Here is a 25,266-nt window from a genome sequence, read left to right as displayed (position 1 = left end):
CATGCCCCGAGTCACCGATTTCAGCTGACCTTGAGGAAGCGCAGCAGGTTGCTGTCGCAATAATTCTGGGTGTCCAGCACCAGCCGCTCCTGCATGAGTTGTAACTGGTGGGTGAAGAACATGATCACGATACTGATGACCAGTGCGATAAATGTGGAATTGAAGGCTACACCGAGACTGACGGTCACCCCGGCGATGTCTCCCTCTACAGCGCGGTGAGCCTGGGAAAGTGCCTCGCCAATACCCCGCACTGTGCCGATAAAGCCAATGGAGGGGATTGCCCAGGTTATGTAGCGCACCATAGCCAGCTCCGAGTCCAACCTGTCGCCTTCGGTATCACAAACCTCCTTGACCGAGTTGGAGACTGCGGCCACATTCCTGGTGGAGCTGAATCGCTGCAGTGCCGTCAGCAGCGCGCGGGGCAAGAGGTAATTGCGCTCTTCCTCGGGTAGTGCCTGGATAGGGCGTGACAGGTCCCGGGCATCCTCGGGGAGTATCGGTGTGCCCTCGCGCACGTTGAGCAGTGCGCGGTCAAGCAACCTGCGCTCCTGCACGTTCCGGCGCGCCTTGAGCCCCATGATGGCCATGGCCCACAACATCAACACGAAGCAGGCTTCCTGCTCGTAGTCGCGCATCACGATATAGAGTGACCGCTGCTGGACGTACGTTTCGCCAGCCGCCTCGCGGGCCAGCTGTTCTTCGATCAGGGCATCCGCGTTAGGGCGAATGATGGCGACATAAATCGCGTGAACCAGTATGACTGCGCCCAGTAGCGCAAATAGCTGGAAGATAAAATCGGAAGATTTGAATTTCATGGTTGGTCTCGCTCTGCGCCGTAGCCTGCGCTTCTCTGGTCGTGCGTCAGCCTAGATGTCCACGGGGTAGGAAACGGAGAGATCCTCGGAAATCTCTTCGGATGCCTGGTAGTCGTCTGCATCTTCGCTGCCATTTTTCTCTGGGGCCCGGGCCTGGATTTTCCCGGCGTCCCGCGCTTCCTGATTTGCCGTATCCTGCTGGTCCTCCTGCTTTTCCTCCTGCTTTTCCTCCTGCGCATTGACTGCCAGGGGAAGCAGGGAAAGCAGCAGGGCAATACAAAACCTGTTCACATCCAGTCTCCTATTTGACCCAGCGCGCCACCCGGAAGCCGACATCACTGCGCGGTTCCGCACCGTAGTCGCGAAATGACAGCCGTAATTCGGTCAGGCCAGCGTGTCGCCAGCTGGAACCGCGAATGACGTGATAGTCGCCGTCCTGTGGCCCCACCGGATTTTCCTCGCGACGCATGGAGAGCCCGGTGCCGATGGTATACAGGTCGTGAATCCACTCCGAGACATTGCCGCCGAGGTCGTAGAGGCCGTAGGGGTTCGCCGTGTAACTTGCCACCGGCGCGGTTGCAGCGTACCGGTCGCTGTAAGACCTAAGCACCGCCGGTACCAGTTGTGCCGCATTGTTGTCGGCGTAATTGCCGGAGTTTTTCCCCACCGGGAGCTCGTTGCCCCAGGGGAACTTCAGCATCGTTCCATTCCGAAAGCGTGCGGCCCACGCCCATTCGGCCTCGGTGGGCAGGCGGTAACCGTTGGCACTGGCGTCAAAGCCGGTGACCCGCCCGCCGCTGGTCTGGTAGACCTGCCTGAGCCCATCGCGCTGGCTGAGCCAGTTGCAGAAGAGGGCGGCATCGGTCCAGCTGACATTGACCACCGGCAGGTTGTCGTTATCCAGGCTGACGCCATTGACATGGCTGGAGCTATGCATGCGCTTGAAGCGACGGAATTGCCGGTTGGTTACTTCAGTGGTACCGATGTAGAAGGGCCGGTTGAGTGTCACGCGGCGCAGCACTTCATTCGCCCGGCGCCCCTGCTCACGGCGCGATGAGCCCATGGTGAACTCTGCATTCGGGCGCATCAGGAGCATGCGCCCGCCAGCGCCATGGGTGATCTCCGCAGGAATACTGCTCCAGCGGGCCTGCTCTGCGGTCAGTAACACCGCGCGCACTGTCTGCTCGAGCTTGGCGCTGGGCGTCACGGTTGTCTGGTAATCCTCGTAACCCTCCTTGCGCACCAGGATATTGTGATTGCGGGCGGGGAGGGTGAAAGTATTGCCTGAGGTGCCCGCGAGCTCGCCGTCGATGAACACCTGGGCTCCCGCCGGGCTACTGGTTATCCGGACCCGGCCGAATACGGCGGACAGGTCGACGTTGATTTCCTTTTCGCTGCCGGGGCTCAGGTCGACCCGCCGCTCGACCGAGGCGAAGCCATCTTTGAAAAACCGGATCTGGTGCACATCACCGGGAGAGAGTGACAGCTCCAGCGGCGTCTGCCCGCGGAACTCCCCATTGACGGTAATACTGGCGCCTGAAGGGCTGCTGGAAAGGCGCAGCAGGCCGTCGGCGGCGGCCAGCTCTACCGGCGCCAGCGTCTGGTTGACCCCGGCTGTAACGGCGACCGGGATTTTCGCCGTGTTGTGTTCTGGCAGGGAAATTTCCACCACCCGGTCTCCCTGGATCAGCTGCGCAGTCAATGGCGTGGTACCAATGACTTCGCCCTCGACGGTCACCGTGGCACCGGGGGGATGGCTGCTGATGTCCACGTTTGCCCAGGCGGGCCGGAGCGCTGCCCGGAGGTGCTGGGTATTGTCGAGGCCCTCGATTTCTATCTCACGGGTGAAGGGCAGGTAGCGCTCGGTGACCACAGTGATGCGCCTGGTGCCGGCGGGAATATTCTTCGCCAGGCCATCCTCGCTTGCCACCTCCTCGCCGTTAACAAGGATTCGCGCGGGTACAGGGGGGTCAGTGATAACCTGCAGGTGCCCCGGCAGTCGCTCCAGTTTGACGGCATGGCGGCTGTGCTCCTCGCCGGTGACTTCTACTTCACCATTCTTGGGCAGGTAGCCGGTCGCGCTGACGGTGTAGGTATATTTTCCCGGTAGCACCAGGTGCCCGTCGCCGAGCGGCAGGGCGAGTCCGCTAATGCTGACATCGGCGTCGACGGGTTGGGTTTCGATAATCAGCGACCGGGCTGCCAGCAGGTAAACCAGAACCAGGACGCCGAGCAGCAGGCATCCGGTGATCACCAGTGCGCGCGGCGACAGCAGGAGCCTGTTGCCCCCGGATGTTTCCTGCACCGGGGTAAAGCCCGCCGGCTGGATGACCGTGAACTCTTCCTCTGCGCGATCGCCGTCGCGAACGGGTACCGCTTCCTTGGCTGTCATCAGTGAATCCCTGTTACTGCGTACTTATCGAGTTATCGCAAATGGGGCAGCGGCTGAGGCCCGCGCAGCGCATGGAGCGAATCAGTCTTGCGCCATCACCGCCGTTATTTTCCGGTGACATAAAGCTTAGCTCGTCCAGCCTTGCGCCATGTCTCTCGCGGGGTTCTTTGTCGCTGATTTCCCCTTTTCACCTGAACTCAGCAGGCGATTCTGTCCGGCCGCCGGGGCCTGACTGGATTTGATCCAGTACTGTATTTGAACGGGGAAAGAAGGAGCGGTTCAGGCCTTTGCAGTGTTGCTAGCCATTATTGGCGCCGTTTATTTTCTCTGCGCACTGAATGACGACAGTAGGGGGCTCAGCGCCCGGCAAGACTGTAAATTCACGACGTACGTCCCTGTAGCCCTCTCGCCTGCCCACAGCTGTATAACGCCCGGGCTTGAGGGTAATCTGCCGCTCACTGAAATTACCCAGTGTGCCCACACGGTAAATGGATACCCTGGTGCTGCTGTCGGAGCGGAAGCGCACTGGTACCGGCACCAGGGCCTGGGTCAGCGCGGTCTCGAGCTGGTCGATCTGGCTGGTGAGCCTGGGACCCTCCGCGCCTACCTGCCGGGCATCCTCGAGTACCTCACGGGCATATCGATTGCGCTTGTTGCTGCCCAGGGACAACGGGTCATCGAGCAGTTCCTGTAATTGGTCGTCGAGTCTGGCGCGCGCCGTGGCGCGGGCCTTGCCGCTGATCGCCTGAACGAGGCTGCTATCGCTGTCCAGCAGTTGCTGGTAGCTTTTTACAGCCTGGTGCCACCGTTCGGATTCCTCCTGCCGCCGCGCCTGGGCAAACAGGCTGTCCACCCTGGTCTGCTCGAGCCCATTGGCGGCCTGCTGCAGCCCAACGGCGGGATCTTGAGAAGAGGGCTTGAGTTTCCGGGCCCGCTCGAACTGGGCCTGCGCGCGGGCAAAGTCTCCGGCGGCAATAGCCGCGTAACCGGCGGACATGGCTTCGCTGTAATCGCGCTCGGTAATGGCAGACAGTATCTGTGGCAGCAGTTCCTGTGCTGGAGCTGTTTCTGCGTCGATGGCCAGCGCCTGTTCCAGCGACTCACGGGCGATACCCAGGTTGCCAGCGGCAAAGGCATCTCGGCCGCGGGTAAAGTACTCCCAGACCTCAGGCAGCTTTTCCGCCCGCTCCTTGCCCCGGGTTCCGCGTGGGTGTCCCTCGGAGATTGTGAGGACCAGGTCGAAGGCTGTATGGGCCGCTTCGGCGTCACCCTTGTCCAGGGCCTCCTTGCCCTCGGCCAGGTGCTGCTCGATTCGTTGTGGCACGCTCTCGCGGATTGCTCTCATGGACGCGAGAGCCTGCTCGTACTGGTCCAGTGCCTGCTTGAAGCTGCGCTGGCGGTAGGTGGCGTCAGCCTCCTCGGCCTGGCCCCGCGCAGCGGAGAAATCTTCCGCGGCCCAGATTTCCACGCGGCGCTCCTGCAGTTCCTCCTGGACGACAAAGATTTCCTGCAGGATTTCCTGGACCTTCCGGCGCTGCCGGGCAATTTCCGCGTCCGTATATGGCGAGGTCTTTACCTGGGGAGGCGCCTGTGTGGCGGCGCGGTGGTCCGCGAGTGGCGACACTTTTACAGGCGGTTTCTCCACTGTCTGGGGCAGCAACCAGAAGACAGCCACGACACCCGACAGGAGCAGGGCGCCGACCAGAAACGCGGATAGCTGCTGCCGACGAATGGGTGTTGAAGTGGCCGTGTCCCGGTTTGGCTTCGCGCCTGAAGCCCCCTCTGGACTGCCTTCGCTCTCCCTGCCAAAACTGAAATCAGCAGGTTCGATGTAGGAATGGTTTTCCGAATCCCGATCGCGGTGGTGCATAGAAGTCCCGCCTGGCTGTGATTATTGTCCGGTGGCACCGGGCAGCCTGCCGATGAGGATCGCTACCCGGTGAGCCCCCCGAAGGCTGTGCCCGTCAAGGCCGGCATGCTGCTCAGATGCTGGTCTCCAGCGCGCCGGTCTCTGCTTCGTAAATTTCCTTCAGGATCTCTCGCCACTGGCGATACTGGTTTTCCACAGTGCCGGAGAGGGTTACCGTGCGGTCTTCGAGCTCGACGATCTGCGGTTCCACCTCGGCCTGCATGGAGTCGCCCAGCTCCTGCAATGCCTCGATGTGCATCTTTGCCTCGCTGCGCCGGTCGAAACCGCTCTTTACCAGGTAGCCGCCACCAGCCACGGCCACATGTCCCGCCTGGCGCGCCGCACCACCGCCAGCACCTGCGGCGGCGATGCCACCGATGATCGCAGCTGCGCCCATAATCGTGTGGTTCCTGGCCTTGCGCTTGAGTTCGCGCATCTGCTGGACTTCCTCGAAGCTGAGCGCCCGCCACTGTTGGTATGGTGTCTCCATAGACTTCACGAAGGTGCCGTAATAGCCCTGCAGGGTATCGACAAACAGGTAATCGCGCTCCCGGATCCTGCGTACACGCTCCAGCATGGGATCGTTCTCAGCAGGCAACGCCTTGAGTTGATAGATGCCGTCGTCGCTCTGGGTCAGATAACTGGAAAATGCATCCGGGGAAAAATTACGTGCGAATCGCATCTCTGAAATTGCACGAAGTTCGGCAATGTACTCGTCCGATAGACCCTGGCGATACTCCAGCATGTCATTGGCAACACGGTTATAGATTCCCTGGAAGGCATCACCCTTGGTGGGATGCTTCCGGTCATAAGCGTATTGTGAGGCCCGCTCAGAGTATTCTTTGGTAAACCACCTCTGGCCGCGGGAGTCAGACACCGTAACTTCGACAGTGAGTGTCTCCCCGTCGGACTGCAGGATACGCCCCTGTACAGTGACGTCGATATTGGTGCGGCTGCTGGGGATTACCCGGACCGGCCCCCAGCCCTGACTCTCCTGCAGTGACTCGGCAAGGGTCACGGCAATATAGCGTGATTCTGCCTGACGCAGCTCGGGAAAGACGAGCTCCTCCTCGCTTACTTCAGTGGTCTCCAGGCCGGGGTCGAACTGCACCACGCCCACGTCGAGGAGCCGCTGTTCTGGAATGGTGGAATCCTCCACGGTAAGCGGCGTGAATGCAGTGGTACGTACCTCCGTCGTGGCACAGGCGCCAAGCATCAACAGCACAGTGATAAGCAGGCCTTTGCCGAACGTGTTCTCGGTGCCAGGCAGTCCGGGGATATGCATGGTGGATCCCTCCGCAGTTACTTCTTCGCGTTTTTATATTTCCGGTATTCCTCCCAGAGCCGCTCGCGCAGCTCCGGATCCTTTTCGCGCGTCGCGGCCTCGCGAATCTGGCGGGCCACCACATCGTCGTCGTCACCCTCCGGTATGTCCGCGGGGACGACAGGCGTGCTGCCACTGTGGTCATATTCACCCTTGCGCCCGGCAGTGGGCATGCCCGGGCCGGTAGCCTGTCCACTGGAGTTGTTCTGCTCCGCGCCACTTCCCTCATCTGAACCTCCTGCTCCGCCACCGGGGGGCGCGGGCAACTCAGCCTCGGCAGATTCGATCAGGTCCTCGAGCGATTCCCCGGGGGGCGGCTCGTCCGCAGGTTCCTCACTTTCCTCCGCTGAAACCGGGCGATTGCGAACATAGTCCCGCTCGCGCAGGATCATGCCGTCGTAGCTGGCCATGGTCGCGTCGAACTCACCCTCCAGTTCTGCCACCCGCTCCGCGGTGCTGGCTGGAGGCTCATCGGGAGCGCTGCTGCCCCCACCGGGGCTGCCCGAGCTGGCGGAACTCCTGGCACTCTGCGCAGTGGCACTGCGGCTGGTGGCCGAAGTGCTGGCGGCTTCGCTCTGGCTGGACGCGCTTGCACTGCTTGACGAGCTGCTGGCACTGGAAGAAGAGCTGCTGGATGATGAAGAGGCGGTCTGTTCCTCTTCCGAGAAATCGACCTCTTCCGGCGGTTTTCCCTCGTTGCCGCTCGATGGGTCGGGTGGCATACGACGTTCCTGTGGCTCGCTCTCAGCCTCGCTGTATACGGGGGTGGACTGACTGTCGCGGCGAGCCGTGGCATCCGGCATGGTTTCGCCGGCCGAACTATTCCTGCGGCTGGATTGTTCCTCACCGGAACCGGAGGCGGTGCTCGACTGCTGGTTTGCTTCCGCACCACTCTCGATACTGGGCAGCGACTGGCTGCGGCTGCTGGGCGAGCTGCTGGCGGGCGTGCTGCTGGCGGTCTGCGGGCCCGACTGACTCTGCGGGCTACTCGATGGCTGCGACTGAGATTGCGACTGAGACTGAGACTGAGACTGAGACTGAGACTGAGACTGAGACTGAGACTGAGATTGAGATTGAGATTGAGATTGAGACTGCGACTGGGATGGCTGCGCAGGGGGCTGCTGCTGGGTCTGCTGGCTCTTGCAGCCCGCGATCGCCGCGCTCAGTGCGAGGACTGATACCAGCGCCTGCCATGCCGGCCACTTTCTCTGGGTTGGGGATACCGCATTCCGTGGTGTCATTGTCTCTCTCCTGGTGCGCGCGCCGGCGCCTGTGTGGCCCGGGTGATCATTGCGGCAAAGTCGCTTCGCTCGGCTCTGTCATCAGCTCCTTGACGCAAGTGGGTATCGAGGCCGCCTTTTCTCTGTTATTCATGCTGTCCCTTTGGACCGCGCGTAGCCGCGCGGGTTTAGCCTGGGCAGGCAGCGGGGCGCCTCCGTCTGCCCGCGTGGTCTGGCGTCCGCCGCCTGTAGTACCGGCCGGGCTAGTCAAATACAAAACGCTGGACGATACCGACGGTGTCCACCGGCTCGCCATTTTCAAACCTGGGACGGAATTTGGCGCGTTTGATGACATTCCTGGCCCGGGCACGAATGGATACTGTGTCGCCCGGACTGGAACTGATGACCTGGATATTACGAGCCTTGCCGTACGCGGTCACATCGTAGGACACCGTCACGTAGGCATTGGCGAGCCCATTGCCATCCTCATCCAGCATCGGCAGGTCGGGCAACGCTGCCGGGTGCCCGAAAATGTCCTCGATCTCCTGGTTGGTCGCGCCGTTGTCCCACAGGGCGTGGTATGCCTTGCCGTAGGTTTCCTTTGCTGAATGCCACTTGTTGAACATCATGTACCAGTCGCCCAGCTCCACTATTGCCTTGGCTGAGGCGGCCGGGGGGGATTGCGGGTTCTGCTCGTAGACGTCGACGATGCGCGCAAGGGCGTCTTTGCCCGAGCTGAAGCTGGCCATTTTGTAGTGGTCCAGCTCTGCTCGCCGTGGGGCATTGGGATCCCCGGGCCCGAAGCTGGTGTTGACCATTACCGCTTGCTGGGGCTCCCCTTTGTAGGTAAAGAGATAGTAATTAGTAACCTTTAATCCCCGCAGTGCCTGTACCAGGCGAAGGTCATCTGCGCCGAAATTCTGGGTAATGATATCCACTGCCAGCTGGTAGAGATTTGTGGCGCTGATGAGATGCTCGAACAGCGTTTCTCCTTTCTCTTCTACATAGGCCTTCAGGTGCCAGTCACTCAACCGCTCGATGACGGGAAGCATTCGCGGATCGGTTTCGCCATAGTTCTGTTCGTGCAGCCAGAACAGGTACTGCTGGTTGTCGTTCGCGTCGTCCCACTGGTTAAGCGCTACCTGACTGTCAATCATGCTCTCGATCATCGGTACCTGGTTCAGCGAGTAGAGTCCCTCATTAACCCGATTGATCAGCATTGCACGCCGGAACTCGCTGATGGCTTCTTCATGGGCACCGGATCGCTGTAAGGCGGTCGCGAGACCAACCAGCTGCTCGTCTATGCCTGCTCCGTAGGCGCCGTATTCGGCCTCCATTTCCTCAATTCGCTTGCGATAGTTTTCCACGGCCTCGGAGGGGCGGAGCTGACGCCGGGGCTTCTCCGGCTGTAGTGGCTGGGTGGCCGCTTCGATAAAAGCGGGCGGGGGAGCACCGGCATCTGTCGGCACAGGCTTGATCTCCGCCCGGGCGCCGCTGCACAGCAGAGCTGTGGCTGTAAACATCAAGCCGATAGCAACGGGACTGCTGAATTCTGTCTGTGTCACGGTTGAACCACTTCCATCCATGTTTTGCCTCGCCCGGCCCCGCACTTCCAGCGCGAGCGGTCGGACACGAATTCCGGCGGGGTGCCCGCCGGGTTTTCTCTCCCTGAAGTGTGGTTCTGTTTTTCAGTTCCTGACTGTGCCCGGGACTTTTCAGTTCCGGTTGCCGCTTTTTTTTGGCGGTGCACTAAACCGTGCTGTGCCTGCGGCAAGCTCCGTCGCCTGATTAACGGCGTCACGTGAGCGTATTGTTGAGTATAGCCAAGCGGCGCCTGTCGCCCCGGCCTGTTGGCGCCTCAGATTTCGGCTCCACGTATTTCGCTTTATCGACGTTAGCACCCCTCCGTCGCAGGCGGTGGGCGGGGGAATGGCTCAGCGCCACAATTTAAGATTTTTCTCCGCTTGCCCCTTTTCCTGTGTCGCTGACCCCAATCACCAGGCCGGGCAAGATCTCGCCGGGCCCATTCGATGACCGGCGGCCCGGCGTCCAGAGTGCGAAAGGCCTATCCTAATCAGGGCCGGCTTTTGATGGAGTGGGTGCAGTTTGCGGGTCTGGAGGGAACAGAGGGTTTGGATAGTTGGATGGGAAGCGCCATAATCAGCACATTGTAGATAGAGGAGGCTGTCTGTGAGCGTTTATATCGATCCGGCCGTGGCCGGTCACCTGCGCGGGTTCGAAATGCCGGAGCGGCTGGGCTTTGGAACAGTGATGGCTCCGGTGATGTTTCGCGCAGTCTGCCAGGATGGCTGCTGGAGCGGCGGCGAGCTGGTCCCCTACGCGCCGCTGGCGCTGGATCCGGCCGCCAAGGTGCTGCATTACGCGCAGTCCTGTTTCGAGGGCATGAAAGCCTACCGCACTCTGGGTGGCGGGGTCAGCCTGTTCCGGCCGGAGCGTAATGCTGCGCGCATGGCGCATTCGGCCGAGCGCCTGTGCATGCCTGCGGTCCCCGAGTCGCTGTTCATGGAGGGGGTGCGCACCATTACGGCGTACTGTGCCAACCTGGTCCCGGCCAGCAGCGGCGAATCCCTTTATCTGCGCCCCTTCCTGATCGGTACCCAGCCGGACCTCGCGGTCTCGGCGAGTACCTCTTATGAGTTCTATGTCATCGCCAGCCCCTCGGCGGCATACCACGCCGGGCACATGCGCCTCTGGGTTGAGCGCGAGGACTCGCGCGCAGCGGTGGGCGGAACCGGGGATGCCAAGGTCGGGGGGAATTACGCAGCTTCACTCCTGAGCATCTCGCGCCTGAAAGCGCGGGGGTACGACCAGTCCCTGTGGCTCAACCCCGGTAACCGGCACACCGTCGACGAATTGTCGGGTATGAATTTCTTTGCCGTGATGGAGGGCGAGCTGCATACGCCGCGGCTCAATGGTTCAATCCTGGAAGGCATTACCCGCGACTCGCTGATTCAGCTGGCCGACGCCCTTGGCTACACGGTGCATGAGCGCGATATCGATATCGATGACCTGCTCGCCCTGGTGAAGTCCGGTACCTGCAGTGAGGCCTTTGCCTGCGGCACGGCGGCCATCGTGAGTCCTGTCAGCCTGCTGGGCGACGGTGAGCAGCAATATGAGCTTGCGCAGGTCCCGGGCCCGGTGGCCGAGCACCTGCGGCAGTCGCTGCTCGATATCCAGGAGGGCAGGGCAGAGGACAGGTTTGGCTGGATGGAGGCTGTAGAGCCGGTCACGACCTGACGGCGGCGAAGCTGGCGCCCAGGTGAACCATTTCAGCCTGCTCCCGATCGGCCTTCCGCTAGTGATGGCAGCGCGGGACTGGGCTGCCGGGTGAATCGGTAGCATATTCTGTCCAGGCATGTTTCCTGTGGAAACGTTACTGTGGTGTTCTGCACTTAATTCGTCGTGGCCGTTGACTTGTATGTCTGCAGTGATACAACTGGGCGTGAGAATAAAAACAAGCTGGAACCTCGGGAATGGCCTCTCAGCGGTATTCCTCACTTTGACAAGTCGTATCCAGAGCAAATTGAGATCGGTCATCCCCGGCCGTCTTCTATCCCCGCGGGCCAATGGCCGGAAGCGGGGAGGCATGGCAGTCAAGAATCAGAGTAGGTAAAAGCAGTACTGAAGCAGTAGCGTGCCTGGGCGGAAAGTTCCTTGCGTTGAGTGAGGAGAAACGGGATGTTGAGCTACATGTTCGGAATGCTGGTACACCCCCGGCAGCAGTGGCAGCAAATCGGAAGCCTGTCTGAAAAAGGGCTGCGCCGGCAGATTCCCTACGTTATCGTGCTGGCGCTTCTGCCGGCGATGGCCTGGTTCTACGGCACCACTCAGGTGGGCTGGAGTGTGGGCGGTGGCGAGCCGGTCCGGATCACCAGCCAGAGTGCCCTGTCCCTGGTCGGTGCCTTCTACCTGGCGATGGTCCTGGGTGTGATCGCCATCGGTTACTTTATCCACTGGATGGCGAAGACCTACGGGGCCGAGACCTACCCGATGAAAGGCATGGTCATTGCCGGCTTTACTGCGACCCCTATTTTCATCGCCGGCCTGGCCGGTTTCTACCCGGTGCTCTGGCTGGATATCCTGATCGCCACCCTTGCTGTCGCCTATGCGGTTTACCTGCTCTATAGCGGTATTCCCATAGTGATGGGCTTGTCTGAAGAGCGCGGCTTCCTGTTTGCCAGTGCGATCGTGACAGTATCGCTGGTGATGGCCGTGGTGGTAATGGTGGGGACAGTGTTGTTCTGGAGTTTCGTTTCCGCCCCGGTATTTCACTGATAGCTCGGGCCTGAACCGGGCTGCGGGAGGGCAGGCTCCCCTGGTCCGGTAAGGCTCGATTACAGCGGCGATTGCGATGGTCCTGCCGGATGTGCGCATCGCGTGCTGGAAAAGCTGCCCGGGTTAATCGGCGGAGGCGGGGCTGTAGCTGTACAGCAGCCGGTAGCCGTTCGGTAGTTCCAGTTCCCGTTTATCTTCCTTGCCCCGGTCCAGCTGTATTTTCGCCACAGACCTCACCACCGCCCGCGGCTCGACGTCTGTGCAATGGATTCGCATAGCCTCGATAGTGCTGTCTTCGTTGATGACGTCGTGTTCGACAATACGCAGCAGGATGCTCTCCGGGGTCAGCTCCAGCTGGTAACCCGGGCCACTCGGCAGGGTCAGCCGGTACCTCTGCGCTCCCCAGGACCCGCCACAGCGGATTGCCAGGTATTCCCGCCCCAGGGGCTCACTGCCCAGAACTCCCGATGCGAACGCCCCTTCGCTCTCTTCGATAGGATGTTCAACCAGGTACTCCCTCCCGGCGGCCGTGAGTATGGTCAATTGCAGGGTCTCTTTTGCCTGGACCTGAGAGCCCAATAGGGCACAGGTGAAGGCAAGGTAGGTGGGGACGTTCATGGTGCCCGCTCTCCATTGCGTGACCACGCCGACCATACATAGCAGCGGGGCGGGCGACAAGTATGCGCCTCGCCTTATTGCCGCCATGTCGGTGCATGGGCTAGCATTGGCCCTCCGGCCCCTGAGGGTTTTTCGCCCTGAAAGTGGTACATAAGTACCAACTACGGCGGTCGGGTAGATAATACGAATAAAGGGATCCAGATGAAGACCATCACCTATACCGGGCTCGCGCTGGCGGCCGTGCTTATGGCAGCTTGCAGCAAGGACCGCAGTGCCGTTGAGGATGCCGGCCAGTCAGTAACGGCGGACCCTTCCGCCGCGTTTCAGAAACAACTCCTCAAGCAGCTGATCTCAGCCCGCCCGGGCGACGTGATCGAGCTTCCCGCCGGGAACTTCCAATTGAACCGTAGCCTCTCCCTGAATGTTGATGGTGTCACGATACGCGGTGCCGGTATGGACGAAACGGTGCTTTCGTTCAGGGAGCAGATCCAGGGGGCGGAGGGGCTGCTGGTCAACGCCAGTGACTTCACGATCGAAAACCTGGCAATCGAGGACACCATCGGTGACGCCCTGAAGGTGAATGAGGGCAGGAACATCGTCATCCGTAATGTTCGCGTAGAGTGGACCAACGGCCCGGCCACCGAAAACGGTGCTTATGGTATCTATCCGGTCCAGACCGAAAATACGCTGCTAGAGGGCAATGTGGCGATCGGCGCGTCGGATGCTGGAATCTATGTGGGGCAGTCGCGCAACGTCATCGTGCGTAACAACCGGGCCGAGTACAACGTTGCCGGGATTGAAATTGAAAATACCATCGGTGCTGATGTTTATAACAATATCGCAACCAACAACACCGGCGGCATACTGGTATTCAATATGCCCAACCTGCCGCAGCCGGGTCATAGCACCCGTGTCTTCGACAACCGCGTATTTGCTAACAACACCGTGAACTTCGGCCACGAGGGCACACCAGTGGCAGCGGTGCCGGCGGGATCCGGTATCGTGATCAACTCCAACGACAATGTGGAGATCTTCAATAACGAGATAGCGGATAACGATACGGCCAATATTATCGTCAGCAGCTATTACACTGCCGGCTACTATTCAGATAAATCCACACAGGAAGCTTTTGATCCCTATCCGGAGGGCATATTTATTTACGACAACCAGTTCACCGGTGGTGGCACCTCGCCTGACCATATTGAACTGAAGGCCCTGAAGCTGGCCAGGTTCGGGTTGGGCGGCAGCCTGCCGGATATTCTCTGGGATGGGGTGGTGAACAGTGAGAAACTGGTGGATGGGGCATTGCCGGAATCCCTGAGGCTGTGCATTGACAACACAGATGCCGGCATTATCAATATCGATGCCTCCAACGACTTTAAAAATATCTCCACCGATATTGCACCACACAAGTGTGCCCTGAAAAAACTTCCCCGGGTGGTTTTGGAGTTTGACCAGCGGGATTCGGGAAAAACTGATATGGCAAAACTAGAGGCGGGAGATGCGTAAGCCGTTGTGGGGTGCGATGCTGGCCCCGATTTTCGCAGCCGCCCTGGGCGGCTGCGATACACCGAGAGAGCAGGTGGAGATTTTCGCGCGTGATGCGGTGCCGGAGAAGCTTAGCGACTGGCATATCGTGGAAGCAATCGACGGCGAGTTGCTGCCGAATGACGGCGTGCTTCCCTATGACCTGAATACCCCGCTGTTCACTGATTATGCCCACAAGTTGCGTACGGTCTGGATGCCGCCGGGAACCTCGGGGGAGTATGCCGAAGAGCGTTTCGAGTACCCGGTCGGTACGGTTCTCAGCAAGACCTTCTACTATCCCCGGGCTCCCAGTGGGATTGGCAACAAGGTGCTGCGCACTGATGACTACAGCCGTGACTATGTCGCAGGCCGCGCCGGCGAGGCCCTGGACCTGGAAAATGTGCGGCTGATGGAGACCCGCCTGCTGGTGAAGCGCGCGGACGGTTGGCAGGCGCTGCCCTATGTGTGGAATGCGGAACAGACCGACGCGGTGCTGGAGATTGCCGGTGACGCCAGTCGCCTGCAGCTGCTAAGTGAGAACGTCGACGAAAACGTCGAGGATGCGGCCTTTACCTATGTGGTGCCGGATGCGAACCAGTGTGCCGGCTGCCATGCGGACAACCATACTGACAAGGCCATCATGCCCCTGGGTCCCCGGGCGCGTCACCTGAACAAGGACTACGCCTATGCCGAAGGTGTACAGAACCAGCTTCTCTATTGGCAACAGATCGGCTACCTGAGCGGCGTGCCGGAGATCGCGGCAGTGCCGCGCAACGTGGATTTCGCGGATGGCAGCCAGTCGCTCGAAGCGCGTGCCCGGTCCTACCTGGATATCAACTGTGGCCACTGCCACAATCCGGCCGGCGCCGCCGACACCTCGGGGCTGATGCTGCATCACCTGGAGTCCGATGGACGCAAGCTGGGCCTGTGCAAGCCACCGGTGGCGGCGGGGACCGGCAGCGGCAACCGCCGCTTTGCCATCGTTCCCGGCGAACCCGACGAGTCTATCCTCAATTTCCGCGTGGAGACCACCAACCCCGGTGCGATGATGCCGGAACTGGGCAGGAGCCTGGAACACGAAGAGGGCACGGCACTCCTGCGGGAATGGGTGGCCTCGATGACGGGCAGTTGTTCCTGACGGCACTTGGGCGACCCCGCATCGGGTAAAAGTGACGCCGGCGGTAAACCCGCCGGCTTTCATGGGACGCGGGAACCCGTGTGAGAGCCCTGGTTTCCGGTTCGCCACCTGCCGCTATATGCGCCAGTAAAATTGGCACAGGTAAGAGTCTTTACCTGCTGCTGCCGCTTGAATCTCTCCAGCAGTGCTACGGAAGTTGGGGCGGCATGGAGTCGGGCGTAGCCTGCCGCATATGTTGCGGGCCTAACGATCGGGATGACTTCACTGTTTTTTCCCATCTGCCCGATTTCTGCCAGGCCTGGCGTTGAGAGCCGAAATAGCGCTGGTAGAGTTCCTGCAGCGTCTCGTCGGTGGAGGGGCTGGCGAAGAACTCGTTGATAGATTGCAGAAGCTTCGGGTTTTCTTCACGCACCAGCCACGCGTAACGCCGTTTCCCGCGTTGGAGATGGAGAGCGAGGGTGACCTCTTCGCGCGAGGCCTGCTCGACTTGCACAGAAAGTTCGTCGGCAATGGTCAGGTCACATTCATTGCCCGCGACGAGGCCGATCACCTCGCGGATATCCAGCTCAGCGCCGACCTCCCGGAGCTCCAGCTTGTCGACCTCGCGCTGCAGTTCGTGTGCCAGGCCCAGCTGGCTGCTGGCACGGCGCACGCACAGGGTCCGGCCGGAGAGGTCCCCCAGGCTTTTTACTTTGTCGCCACGGCGAGCCACGATACCGGTCGGGCTCTCCAGGTAGGGATCGGAAAATGCAACACCGGCCGCCCCGTGGGCGGGGGTGACTGCCATCAGGCACGCGCAGACATCGACTTCGCCCTCGCGCAACAGGCGCACAAAGTCTTCGTCGGTTCTGGCGATCGTAATCTCCAGCTGGACTCCCAGCTTTCGCGCGTAATTCTCCAGAAGGTTGTACTCGAAACCGCGGATTTCGCCTTTCCACATGTAGTAGCTGCCGGGATGATTGCGGGTGGCAGCGCGAAGCACGCCGCGCTGAAGTATCGCGTCCAGGTCGCCGCGGGCAAGCTGTTCCGGCCCGGGCCGCTGTAGTTGGCGGACCTGTGCATTGATGGCCTGCAGAAGCCGGGGTGACTGCTTGCGCACAGCCCAGGCCGTTTTGTGTGCGCCGGGGAATTGGAAGTTGGCCTTGAGGCCCTTGCGAAACTGCAGCACCAGCTCCAGTGCCTGCGAATCGACGATGGTGAAATCAGCGCGGCCGATGGCCACGTCCACCAGCAGGTCGATATGGTTGTCGTCCCGCACCTTCAGCTCCAGGCCGGGATGTTTGGCAGCGAATTCGCGAGCGATACGCTCGAACTCGGTTCCCGCGGTCACCACCAGGGTCTTGCCACTGAGATCACTCTGATCACCGACATCCTCCGTATCCTGCGCTGATACCAGCAGTACCACGGTTTCGGCAGTGGGAGTAGAGAAGTCCACTGCCCGCTCTGCGTCCGACGTCACCAGCAAATTGCTGGCAATCAGGTCGCCCTGGCCGGAATTCAGCATGGGAATCAGGTCGGCAAATTGCGGGACTTCCAGCACCACCAGCTCAAGCCCGAGCTGGCGGGCCATCAGGCGTGCCTGGTCGATTTCCACATCCTGTTGCGTGGTTTCCCGGTGGATGGCGGCGGAGTGGCTCGGGTCCACCAGCAGGCGCAGTTTCCCGCGCTTTTCGACGGCGTCCAGGTCGCCGGTCTCGGTGTAATTGTCGTAGAGCTCGATAGGGATTGCCGCGAGGTTGCCGCGGTCTGGCGGCTGCTTGCTTTCCGCGGCTGCGCGCGGTTTCTCCTGTGGGGCCCCCTGGTCCCCGGACTGGCGCTCGCAGCCACTCACGAGCGCCAGCAGCAGGGCGGGGTACCATAGCAGTGGAAGGCGCCGGCTGGGCATCATGGTATAGGCACGCTTACAGGGTTCTGCTCTGAGCGTAGCCGGCCGGGGAGCGGGAAAGGGGGAAGGCCCCGCCAGCGGCGGGGCCAGGGCAACTGCCCTGTCAGTCGAGAGCGACCGGTTGGACTGCGTTGGTGGTAGCGGGAATCAGGCCTTTCATCATCATGGAGACAGTGCGCTCGAGGAGCGGTGAGTCGATATCCACGGCCTTGCTCAGGATCTGGTATTCGAGGTTGAGGATGGTGCCCATGGTAATCTGGGCGGCGGCCTCGGAATCGGCGACGCCGAGGAGCTGGTAAAACTCCTCGATCATGGCCTGGGTGGCCCGGTTGGCCATGCGGATGGCCCGGGTCAGCTGTTCGTTGCGCAGGGCCTCGTTGCGGAATGCCAGTTCGATCAGGCGGAAGTCGCGCTGGCTGGCCTGGGCCCGCACGTGGGTGAGGATAAAGCGGGTGAGCTGCTGGGTCAGGAGTTTGCGCCCGCTGGCGGAACTGCGCTCCTCTTCCGACAGGGCCCGGGCGGCGGCGAAACTGTCTTCCTGCAACTGCCGGGTGTGTTCCAGGCCCTGCTCGACGAAGTAGGTGAACGCATCGCTGATCAGGTCGCTGAGATCCTTGAAGTAGTAGGTGGTGGCAGCGAGCGGAACCGAGGCCTCGCGGGCCACAGCCCGGTGACGGATACCGCGGATACCCTCTTTGACGATCAGGCGCAGGGTGGCCTCCAGAATAGCCTTGCGGCGCTGGCGGCTGTCTGCGCGTTGGGCGCGACGGCCGTGATAGACCAGCTCCGGTTTTCCACTGTCCGCTGTCATAGTTCCAGTCCCTTTTTATTTTTTCTGTGTATCTCTTTATCGTAATGGTCCCGATCATCCTGCTGATCGGGCGTACCATTCTAGCCAAAACAGGAGGCATGACTAGCATCATGCCGAGGAAAGTGGCGCCAACGGCCTTACAGCGGCTTACACTTGCACGGAGGTGGTGCGCCTCAGGAAATCTTACCGGTAACGCGCACCCGCTTGGCGCCGGGCACGATTTTCACCTGCTGGCTACGGCGGCGCTCGATTCCCGCATCGATCGCATTCTTGGCTGCGATCAGCAGGCCGGCCACCAGGAAGGCGCCCGGCGGCAGTACCGCCACCAGGAAGCCCGGGTAGTCACTGCCCAGTAGTGAGATAGTCCAGTCCTTTGCCACCGGTCCCAGCAGCAGGTCCATATCGGCAAACAGGGTGCCCTGGCCGAGGATCTCGCGGATGGCGCCAATGGCGACCAGCACCGCGGTGAAGCCCAGCCCCATCATGAACCCGTCCGCCAGTGAGGGCAGTACCGGGTTCTTGCTGGCAAAGGCGTCAGCCCGGCCGAGGATGGCGCAATTGGTGACGATCAGCGGGATGAAGATCCCCAGCACCAGATAGAGTTCGTAGGTGAACGCTTTCATCAACAGCTCGGTACAGGTGACAAAGGTGGCGATGATCATGACTGATACCGGCAACCGCACCGTGTCCGGCATCTGCCGTCGCACCAGTGACACGGCCAGGTTGGAGCAGGTGAGCACGGCGATGGTGGCCAGCCCCAGGCCGATGGCGTTGACCACTGTGCCGGTCACCGCGAGCAGGGGGCAAAGCCCGAGCAGCTGCACCAGGGCGGGGTTATTGGTCCACAGTCCATTGCGGCTGATTTCGCTGTAGCCGGGTGTTGCCATCACTGCTCCTCCTGGCCAGAGTCGGTGGGTTGCTCCACTTCCACGGCGCGCTCGGACACGGGGGCGGAGAAGATCTCCTCGCGGTGGCGGGCGATAAACTGCAGCACCTCGCGCACCTGGGTCACTACCGCCCGGGGGGTGATGGTGGCCCCGGAGAACTGGTCGAAAGCGCCGCCGTCCTTTTGCACCGTCCACTGGCCGGGCGGGGGATCCTGCAGGGACTTGCCATTAAAGCCCAGGATCCAGTCGCTCTTCTTCACCTCGATCTTGTCGCCGAGGCCCGGTGTCTCGCTGTGGCTGGTTACGCGCACGCCGGCGATGGTGCCGTCGCGGTTGACCCCGACCAGCATCCTGATGGGGCCGCCGTAGCCGTCCGGTGCCACAGTGGGGACGATCACCGCACTGATACGGCCACCCTCCTCACGCGCCAGGTTGATCTTGCCGCCGTCCTTCAGCCCCAGCTGTGCCCAGTACCGCCGCGGAATGGGGTAGGTATCCACGAGGATATCGTTGCTGTGCTGGTCCAGCGGGATGATCTCCAGCAGGGCCCGGGCCGACGCCTCGCGGATGGCGCGCTGGATGGGCTCGCGGGTGGTGATCTGGGTAACTGCCAGGGTCCCGGCGGTGATCAGCGCGAACAGCGTCAGCACTACCGCGTTGCTGGCCATCGAGCGTTTCAGCATCACTGCTCCTCCAAATCGGTGGCCTTGCGGGGGGCCTTGTGCCCGTAGGTGCGAGGCAGCGTGTAGTTGTCGATGGTGGGCGCGGCGAAGTTCATCAGCAGTACGGCGAAGGCGACCGCATCCGGGTAGCTGCCCCAGGCACGGATTATGAAAGTGATCAGCCCCACCCCGGCGCCGAATACCAGCCGCCCCTTGTTGCTGGTGGCGCCGCTGACTGGGTCGGTGATGATGAAGAAGGCCCCCAGCATGGTGGCGCCGGAAAACAGGTGCAGCGCGGGGGATCCCTCGCTGAGGGAGCTGCCGCTGTCGTAGAACACGACCGAGAGCAGGGCCAGGGTGGCGAGCATGGCCACAGGCGCGTGCCAGGTGATCACCCGGCGGTAAAGCAGGAAGAGCCCGCCCACCAGGAAGCCGAAATTCACCGTTTCCCAGCCGAGCCCCGCGACGGTGCCCTGGTTGAGGATGGGCTCCATCTGGTACAGCTGCTCGAGCAGTACCGAGTCGTTCAGGCGCAGGATCTCCAGTGGCGTGGCGCGGGTAAACCCGTCGACGCTATAGTTGCCAAACACCAGTGCAAATGCCTCGCCAATACCGGGTACGCCCCGGATCAGCTCGCCCGGCCCGACCCAGCGGGTCATTTCCACCGGGAAGCTGATCAACAGCACCACATAGCCCACCATGGCGGGATTGAATGGGTTGTAACCCATGCCGCCATAGAGGTGTTTGGACAGGATAATCGCCGCGGCGGTACCCACCACCGGCAGCCACCAGGCACAGTAGGGCGGCAGGGCGATGCCCAGCAGCAGCGCAGTGACGAAAGCACTGCCGTCTTTCAGGTAAAAGGCCACCGGGCGGTCGCGCAGCTTCATGATCGCTGCCTCGCAGGCCAGCGCGGTCACCGTGCACAGGAAGATGTTGATCAGCACCCCGATGCCGAAGTAAAGCACCAGCGCCAGCACACCCGGAATGGTCGCGGCGGCCACCTGCAGCATTACCCTGGTGGTACTCTCGCCGGCGCGGGCGTGGGGCGAGGACATGCGCATCAATGCCATTATCGCTCCCCGCCCTGATCTCTTTGTTGGCGCATCTTCTCTTCCAGCTTCATTTGCATTTTCTCCAGCGCCGTGGCGAAGGCATCGACATTCTTGTCGTCCTCATCCCGCGCCTTCTGCAGGCGCGCTTCGGCCTTGGCCACACGGGCCCTGAGGGCCTCGATTTCCGCCGCGAGTTTTTCTGCCGGGTTCATCTCGGCCCGCGCCGCAGCCGCGGCCTTTGCCTTTTCGATGGCCTCCTGGGCGCGGGATTTCTGTGCGGGCTCCTCACCTGACGGAGCCGCCGTGCCACTCTGGACATCGGCGGCGTCACCCGCCGCCGAGGGGGTGGCCTGGGCCTGTGCCTCGGCCAGTTTGCGCCGCGCCTCCTGCAGCCTGCGCTCGGCTTCCTTGAGCTGGGCTGCCAGTTGGTCGCGCTGGCTCTCCTCCGCTTCGTCGAGCTTCTTCTGCAAGCGCTCAACACGGTGCTCGGCACTGGTGAGCGTGCGCTGGGCGCGCGCCAGCTGCTGCTCGGGCGAGGACTGCTTGGCCTTGACCCGCGCCAGCGCGGCGGCTACCACATCGGATTCTTCTTTCGCGGCCTGGGCCTCGGGCGAGCCGGCCTGCTGTTCCCGCTGCTGGCGGGCCAGTTCTGCGGCCTCGCGGCGCGCCCGGCGCTTGGCCTCCTTCTCCTTTTCCGCCTTCTCGAGCCGCAGCTTGCGGAACTCGAAGCGCTCGCGGGCGCGATCTGATTTTTCCTTTTCCTCTTCGGCGATGCGGATGTCGCCCTTGGCGGCGCGGTAATACTGTACCAGCGGGATACTGCTGGGGCAGACATAGGAGCAGGCGCCGCACTCGATACAGTCGAACAGGTTGTATGCCTGCAGCTTGTCCCGGTCATCGGCCCGCGCGTACCAGTACAGCTGCTGGGGCAACAGCGATGCCGGGCACACCTCGGCACAGAAGCCGCAGCGGATGCAGGCCTGCGCCGGCGGGGGCGGCGGCAGCTCTTTCTCCGTGGGCACCAGGAGGCAGTTGGTGGTCTTGGTGACCGGCGTGTCCTCGTCGCGAAGGGTGAAGCCCATCATCGGGCCGCCGACGATCACGCGCTGCATCAGCCCGTGGTGCGCACCGTGGTGCTTGAGGATGTGGCTGATGGGGGTGCCGACGGGGACCTCGATATTGCGGTTGCGCTCCAGCGCCTCGCCTACCACAGTGGTGATGCGGCTGATCAGCGGTTCACCGAAGCGCACCGCGCGGTACACGGCCCTTGCCGTGCCGGTGTTCTGGCACACGATGCCCACATTGGCCGGCAGGCCCTGGTTGGGGACTTCGCGGCCGGTGAGGATCTGGATCAGCTGCTTCTCGCCGCCGGAGGGATATTTGGTGGGGAAGACCACGATATCGAAGCGGGTGCCCTCGGCTGCGCTGCGCATGGCCTCGATGGCTTCCGGCTTGTTGTCCTCGATACCGATCAGTACCCGCTCCGGCTCATCGAGGATATAGGCCATGATCTCGACGCCGGCGATGATTTCCTGCGCGCGCTCGCGCATCAGCATGTCGTCGGCGGTGATATAGGGCTCGCACTCCGTGCCGTTGATGATTAGCGTGTCGATCTCGGTGCCGCTGTGGGGATCCAGCTTGACCGAGGTGGGGAAGCCCGCACCACCCATGCCGGCGATACCGCAGCCGCGAATCCTTTCCAGCAGCTCCACCGGCGCCAGCTTGCGGAAATCCTCACAGGGCGCCAGCTCGCACCAGCGCTCTTCGCCATCGGTGCGGATGGTGATGGCATCCACCTCCATGCCGGAGGGATGGGGCAGCGGTGCCGGCTCGATGGCCACCACCGTGCCCGAGCTGGGGGCGTGGACGTTACAGCTCACCAGGCCGTCTGCCTCGGCGATCAACTGGCCTTTCAGTACCTGGTCGCCCAGCTTTACCACCGGGATGGCCATGGTACCGGCGTGCTGGCTCAGGGATACCACCAGCTGCTCGGCCAGCGGCACGCTGCCGATGGGCTCACCGGTGGACTGGTGCTTGTTCTCCGGCGGGTGCACGCCGCCGGGAAAATCATTGGGCTCGAGTGCGCGTTCCTGCTCGCGCGCACCCAGGCGCGCCTCGCGGGCAGAGCGCCGTTCCTCGGCGGATTCACGCGACGACTTCAACTGCTCGGGGCTCACGCCACGTCCCTCCTGTCGCTGGCAATCAACTGCACGCCGTCCACCGGCTTGGGCGGGTGCCACTCCTGCAACGACGTCTCCACCGGTACCATGTCGATACAGTCCACCGGGCAGGGCTCGACACACAGGTCGCAGCCGGTGCACTCCTCCTCGATCACGGTGTGCATATACTTGGCCGCGCCGACAATGGCGTCTACCGGGCAGGCCTGGATGCACTTGGTGCAGCCAATGCACTCCGCCTCGCGGATAAAGGCCACTTTCTTTACGTCCTCCACCCCGTGCTCGGCATCCAGGGGCAGGGGCTCTACATCCAGCAGGTTGGCCAGCTCGTTGATGGTTGCCTGGCCGCCGGGCGGGCACTTGTTGATACGGTCGCCGTGCACGATGGCCTCGGCATAGGGCCGGCAACCGGGATAGCCGCACTGGCCGCACTGGGTCTGCGGCAGCAGCGCATCCACCTGCTCCACCAGGGGATCGCCCTCGACCCGGAAACGCACCGCGGCGAATCCCAGCAGGGCGCCGAACACCAGCGCCATGCCGCCCAGTACCAGCAGGGGAGTGGAAATCTCAGTCAACCAGTCCGGCATTGCGATTCCCCCCTAAACCAGGCCGCTGAAGCCCATAAAGGCCAGCGACATCAGTCCCGCCGTGATCATACCGATGGCGGCACCGCGGAAAGGGGTTGGCACATCCGCGGCGAACAGGCGCTCGCGCATGGCAGAAAACAGGATCAGTACCAGCGAGAAACCCACGGCTGCGCCAAAGCCGTAAAGAGTGGACTGCACAAAGTTGTGGGCCTTCATGGTGTTCTGCAGCGCCACGCCCAGTACCGCGCAGTTGGTGGTGATCAGCGGCAGGAAGACACCCAGCACCCGGTGCAGCAGGGGGCTGGTCTTTTCGATGAACATGCGCGCGAACTGCACCACGACGGCGATCACTAGGATAAAGGAAATGGTGCGCAGGTAATCCAGGCCGTATGGCTCCAGAAGGTAGGTATTGACCAGGTAGGAGCAGATCGACGCCAGGGTGAGCACGAAAGTGGTGGCCCCGGCCATCCCCACGGCGGTCTCCAGCTTGTTGGAGACGCCCATAAACGGACACAGGCCGAGGAACTGCACCAATACATAGTTATTGACCAGAATGGTGCTCAGCAGGATGACGGCAAATTCGGTCATGATTCTCCGGGATTGGCCTGGTGGCGCTTGTCGAAGCCTAGCACTGGTTTCCCCGCCCCCGGGCTTTGGGGCCGCGCAGCGAGGAGGGCTGGGACGGGGGCGGTGGCATACCGCGCAGGGCCGCTATTATGGGTGAGTCGCGGAGGCCGTTCAACACGGACGCCGGTCGCTGTGCCGGCCGCGAGGCGGCAATACTCCCGGGTTGCGGCTGGAGGCCACCGGTCGCTGCACCGCTACTACAGTTATCCAGAGGTCGACGGAAAACAGCGGGGTTAAAGGTGGCCGATTTCACCATCAGGGACATGCACCCGGCAGAGATCTGTACGGTACTTGCGTGGGCGCAACGGGAGGGCTGGAATCCCGGCCTGCACGATGCCGCCTGCTTCTATGCCGCAGACGCGCACGGGTTCTTCATCGGCTTACTGGACGGTGAGCCGGTAGGGTCCATATCGGCGGTGCGCTATGGCGAGGACTACGGCTTCCTGGGACTCTATATCGTTGAGCCCGCCTATCGCGGCCGGGGTTACGGCGCCGAGCTCGCCAGGAAGGGCATGGAATACCTGGCGGGGCGCAACATGGGGCTGGATGGCGTGGTTGCCCAGCAGGAGAACTATCGCAAATCGGGCTTCGGCCTGGCCCACCGCAACATGCGCTACCTGGGGCTGACCGGCCAGGCCGCGGGCGCAGCACAGGACACGCACTCGCTGGTGCCCCTCTCGTGGGTGCCCTTCAGTGTCGTCTGCACCTATGACCGGGAGCTTTTCCCCGCGCCCCGCGAAGCCTTCCTGAAAGCGTGGGTCTCGCAGCCGGAGTCCTCGGCAATCGGCGCTGTGGAGGAGGGCAGGTTGCGCGGCTACGGGGTGATCCGCACCTGCCACGAAGGCTTCCGGATCGGTCCGCTGTTCGCGGATGATCCCGACCTCGCCGAGCGCCTGTACCTCGCGCTTACCGCCAGTGTGCCCACCGGGCAGCCGGTCTATCTCGACATACCCGAGACCAACACCCATGCGCTGGAGCTCGCCGAGCGCCACAGGATGGAAATGGTGTTCGAGACCGCGCGCATGTACAGCGGGGCGCCCCCCGATATCCCGATCGACCGGGTTTTTGGCATCACCAGTTTCGAGCTGGGTTAGGTTCCTGCGCTGCACCAGCGAGTTTGCTCCGGTGACCGTCAACCAGCCCGCTTGCGACCATTTGCCACGGGTATTCCGACTGTGTTTGCATGAAAAGAAATAAAGCGTCCTGGTTGATCAGGAAGTGGGGCCGGTACCTTGCTTTCCTGTCCAGGCCGCGAGTTGCTGCGGTAACAGCCGGGTATCTCGAGCCGTTTGCCCCCGGCGCGCGTAACATCGCCTACCGCTAACAATGATTCAGG

The 25,266-nt window shown here is 62.1% G+C and carries 23 protein-coding genes; 7 read left to right on the top strand and 16 right to left on the bottom strand.

The annotated features are described in order from the left end of the window. Positions 1 to 20 precede the first annotated feature (20 nt). The 6 genes from BLT26_RS03690 to BLT26_RS03665 form a co-directional block, all read right to left on the bottom strand. Complete coding sequence (locus BLT26_RS03690) at positions 21 to 815, bottom strand: MotA/TolQ/ExbB proton channel family protein (RefSeq protein WP_091508487.1); 795 nt, start codon at positions 813 to 815, stop codon at positions 21 to 23. A gap of 51 nt (positions 816 to 866) precedes the next feature. Further along, positions 867 to 1,106 carry a hypothetical protein gene (locus BLT26_RS03685; protein WP_091508484.1) on the bottom strand — a complete coding sequence of 80 codons (240 nt, stop codon included), beginning with the start codon at positions 1,104 to 1,106 and terminating at the stop codon, positions 867 to 869. Positions 1,107 to 1,116: 10 nt separating this feature from the next. After that, positions 1,117 to 3,207, bottom strand: coding sequence for a PEGA domain-containing protein (locus tag BLT26_RS03680; RefSeq protein ID WP_091508481.1), 2,091 nt, complete (start codon positions 3,205 to 3,207; stop codon positions 1,117 to 1,119). A gap of 298 nt (positions 3,208 to 3,505) precedes the next feature. Further along, on the bottom strand, positions 3,506 to 5,077 hold the full coding sequence (locus BLT26_RS03675) for a tetratricopeptide repeat protein (protein WP_091508478.1): 1,572 nt from the start codon (positions 5,075 to 5,077) through the stop codon (positions 3,506 to 3,508). A gap of 112 nt (positions 5,078 to 5,189) precedes the next feature. Continuing rightward, positions 5,190 to 6,401: a hypothetical protein gene (locus tag BLT26_RS03670; protein ID WP_245720564.1), complete on the bottom strand. Its 1,212-nt coding sequence runs from the start codon at positions 6,399 to 6,401 to the stop codon at positions 5,190 to 5,192. Between the two features lie 17 nt (positions 6,402 to 6,418). Beyond that, positions 6,419 to 6,883: a hypothetical protein gene (locus BLT26_RS03665; RefSeq protein WP_139169385.1), complete on the bottom strand. Its 465-nt coding sequence runs from the start codon at positions 6,881 to 6,883 to the stop codon at positions 6,419 to 6,421. On the opposite strand from BLT26_RS03665, the gene BLT26_RS03660 reads away from it, so the two are divergent. Next, positions 6,849 to 7,214 (top strand): hypothetical protein, encoded by a 366-nt coding sequence (locus BLT26_RS03660; RefSeq protein ID WP_091508471.1) that lies wholly within the window; start codon positions 6,849 to 6,851, stop codon positions 7,212 to 7,214. The genes BLT26_RS03665 and BLT26_RS03660 overlap by 35 nt on opposite strands. A 27-nt stretch (positions 7,215 to 7,241) precedes the next feature. Further along, positions 7,242 to 7,415, top strand: a complete 174-nt coding sequence (locus BLT26_RS16450; protein ID WP_175453005.1) for a hypothetical protein — start codon at positions 7,242 to 7,244, stop codon at positions 7,413 to 7,415. A gap of 508 nt (positions 7,416 to 7,923) precedes the next feature. Here BLT26_RS16450 and BLT26_RS03650 read toward each other — a convergent pair. Further along, a complete protein-coding gene (locus BLT26_RS03650) occupies positions 7,924 to 9,225 on the bottom strand; it encodes an energy transducer TonB (protein WP_091508841.1) in 1,302 nt (433 codons plus the stop codon). Between the two features lie 625 nt (positions 9,226 to 9,850). On the opposite strand from BLT26_RS03650, the gene BLT26_RS03645 reads away from it, so the two are divergent. Both BLT26_RS03645 and BLT26_RS03640 read left to right on the top strand, forming a co-directional pair. Continuing rightward, a complete protein-coding gene (locus BLT26_RS03645) occupies positions 9,851 to 10,918 on the top strand; it encodes a branched-chain amino acid aminotransferase (RefSeq protein WP_175453004.1) in 1,068 nt (355 codons plus the stop codon). A 441-nt stretch (positions 10,919 to 11,359) separates the two neighbouring features. After that, positions 11,360 to 11,956 (top strand): Yip1 family protein, encoded by a 597-nt coding sequence (locus tag BLT26_RS03640; RefSeq protein WP_091508466.1) that lies wholly within the window; start codon positions 11,360 to 11,362, stop codon positions 11,954 to 11,956. 123 nt (positions 11,957 to 12,079) lie between these two features. Here the strand turns inward: BLT26_RS03640 and BLT26_RS03635 are convergent, their stop codons facing one another. Further along, the gene (locus BLT26_RS03635) at positions 12,080 to 12,574 is read right to left on the bottom strand and encodes a hypothetical protein (RefSeq protein ID WP_139169383.1); all 495 of its coding nucleotides are present in this window, start codon (positions 12,572 to 12,574) and stop codon (positions 12,080 to 12,082) included. A gap of 201 nt (positions 12,575 to 12,775) precedes the next feature. Between BLT26_RS03635 and BLT26_RS03630 the strand changes: the two genes are divergently transcribed. Further along, complete coding sequence (locus BLT26_RS03630) at positions 12,776 to 14,083, top strand: parallel beta-helix domain-containing protein (protein WP_091508462.1); 1,308 nt, start codon at positions 12,776 to 12,778, stop codon at positions 14,081 to 14,083. Continuing rightward, positions 14,076 to 15,239, top strand: coding sequence for an SO2930 family diheme c-type cytochrome (locus BLT26_RS03625; protein ID WP_091508459.1), 1,164 nt, complete (start codon positions 14,076 to 14,078; stop codon positions 15,237 to 15,239). The genes BLT26_RS03630 and BLT26_RS03625 overlap by 8 nt, the downstream gene beginning before the upstream one ends. 187 nt (positions 15,240 to 15,426) lie before the next feature. Here the strand turns inward: BLT26_RS03625 and BLT26_RS03620 are convergent, their stop codons facing one another. The 8 genes from BLT26_RS03620 to rsxA all read right to left on the bottom strand — a co-directional run bounded on the left by BLT26_RS03620 (position 15,427) and on the right by rsxA (position 23,891). Further along, on the bottom strand, positions 15,427 to 17,127 hold the full coding sequence (locus BLT26_RS03620; RefSeq protein WP_091508457.1) for a transporter substrate-binding domain-containing protein: 1,701 nt from the start codon (positions 17,125 to 17,127) through the stop codon (positions 15,427 to 15,429). A gap of 100 nt (positions 17,128 to 17,227) precedes the next feature. Then, the gene (locus BLT26_RS03615) at positions 17,228 to 17,935 is read right to left on the bottom strand and encodes a TetR/AcrR family transcriptional regulator (RefSeq protein WP_091508454.1); all 708 of its coding nucleotides are present in this window, start codon (positions 17,933 to 17,935) and stop codon (positions 17,228 to 17,230) included. 173 nt (positions 17,936 to 18,108) lie between these two features. Continuing rightward, positions 18,109 to 18,822: an electron transport complex subunit E gene (locus BLT26_RS03610; protein WP_091508452.1), complete on the bottom strand. Its 714-nt coding sequence runs from the start codon at positions 18,820 to 18,822 to the stop codon at positions 18,109 to 18,111. Then, positions 18,822 to 19,505 (bottom strand): electron transport complex subunit RsxG, encoded by a 684-nt coding sequence (gene rsxG, locus BLT26_RS03605; protein ID WP_091508447.1) that lies wholly within the window; start codon positions 19,503 to 19,505, stop codon positions 18,822 to 18,824. Before rsxG ends, BLT26_RS03610 begins: the two co-directional genes overlap by 1 nt. Then, positions 19,505 to 20,557 carry an electron transport complex subunit RsxD gene (gene rsxD / locus BLT26_RS03600; protein WP_091508443.1) on the bottom strand — a complete coding sequence of 351 codons (1,053 nt, stop codon included), beginning with the start codon at positions 20,555 to 20,557 and terminating at the stop codon, positions 19,505 to 19,507. The genes rsxG and rsxD overlap by 1 nt, the downstream gene beginning before the upstream one ends. After that, a complete protein-coding gene (rsxC, locus tag BLT26_RS03595) occupies positions 20,557 to 22,647 on the bottom strand; it encodes an electron transport complex subunit RsxC (RefSeq protein ID WP_091508829.1) in 2,091 nt (696 codons plus the stop codon). Before rsxC ends, rsxD begins: the two co-directional genes overlap by 1 nt. Before the next feature lie 65 nt (positions 22,648 to 22,712). Beyond that, positions 22,713 to 23,303 (bottom strand): electron transport complex subunit RsxB, encoded by a 591-nt coding sequence (gene rsxB, locus BLT26_RS03590; RefSeq protein WP_091508439.1) that lies wholly within the window; start codon positions 23,301 to 23,303, stop codon positions 22,713 to 22,715. Between the two features lie 12 nt (positions 23,304 to 23,315). Further along, a complete protein-coding gene (rsxA, locus tag BLT26_RS03585; protein WP_091508435.1) occupies positions 23,316 to 23,891 on the bottom strand; it encodes an electron transport complex subunit RsxA in 576 nt (191 codons plus the stop codon). 278 nt (positions 23,892 to 24,169) lie between these two features. On the opposite strand from rsxA, the gene BLT26_RS03580 reads away from it, so the two are divergent. Continuing rightward, positions 24,170 to 25,024, top strand: a complete 855-nt coding sequence (locus BLT26_RS03580; protein ID WP_217631363.1) for a GNAT family N-acetyltransferase — start codon at positions 24,170 to 24,172, stop codon at positions 25,022 to 25,024. Positions 25,025 to 25,266 lie beyond the last annotated feature (242 nt).

This window comes from Microbulbifer yueqingensis (assembly GCF_900100355.1).
In the GTDB taxonomy this organism is placed as follows: domain Bacteria; phylum Pseudomonadota; class Gammaproteobacteria; order Pseudomonadales; family Cellvibrionaceae; genus Microbulbifer; species Microbulbifer yueqingensis.
This window is presented reverse-complemented; position numbering and strand designations above follow the sequence as displayed.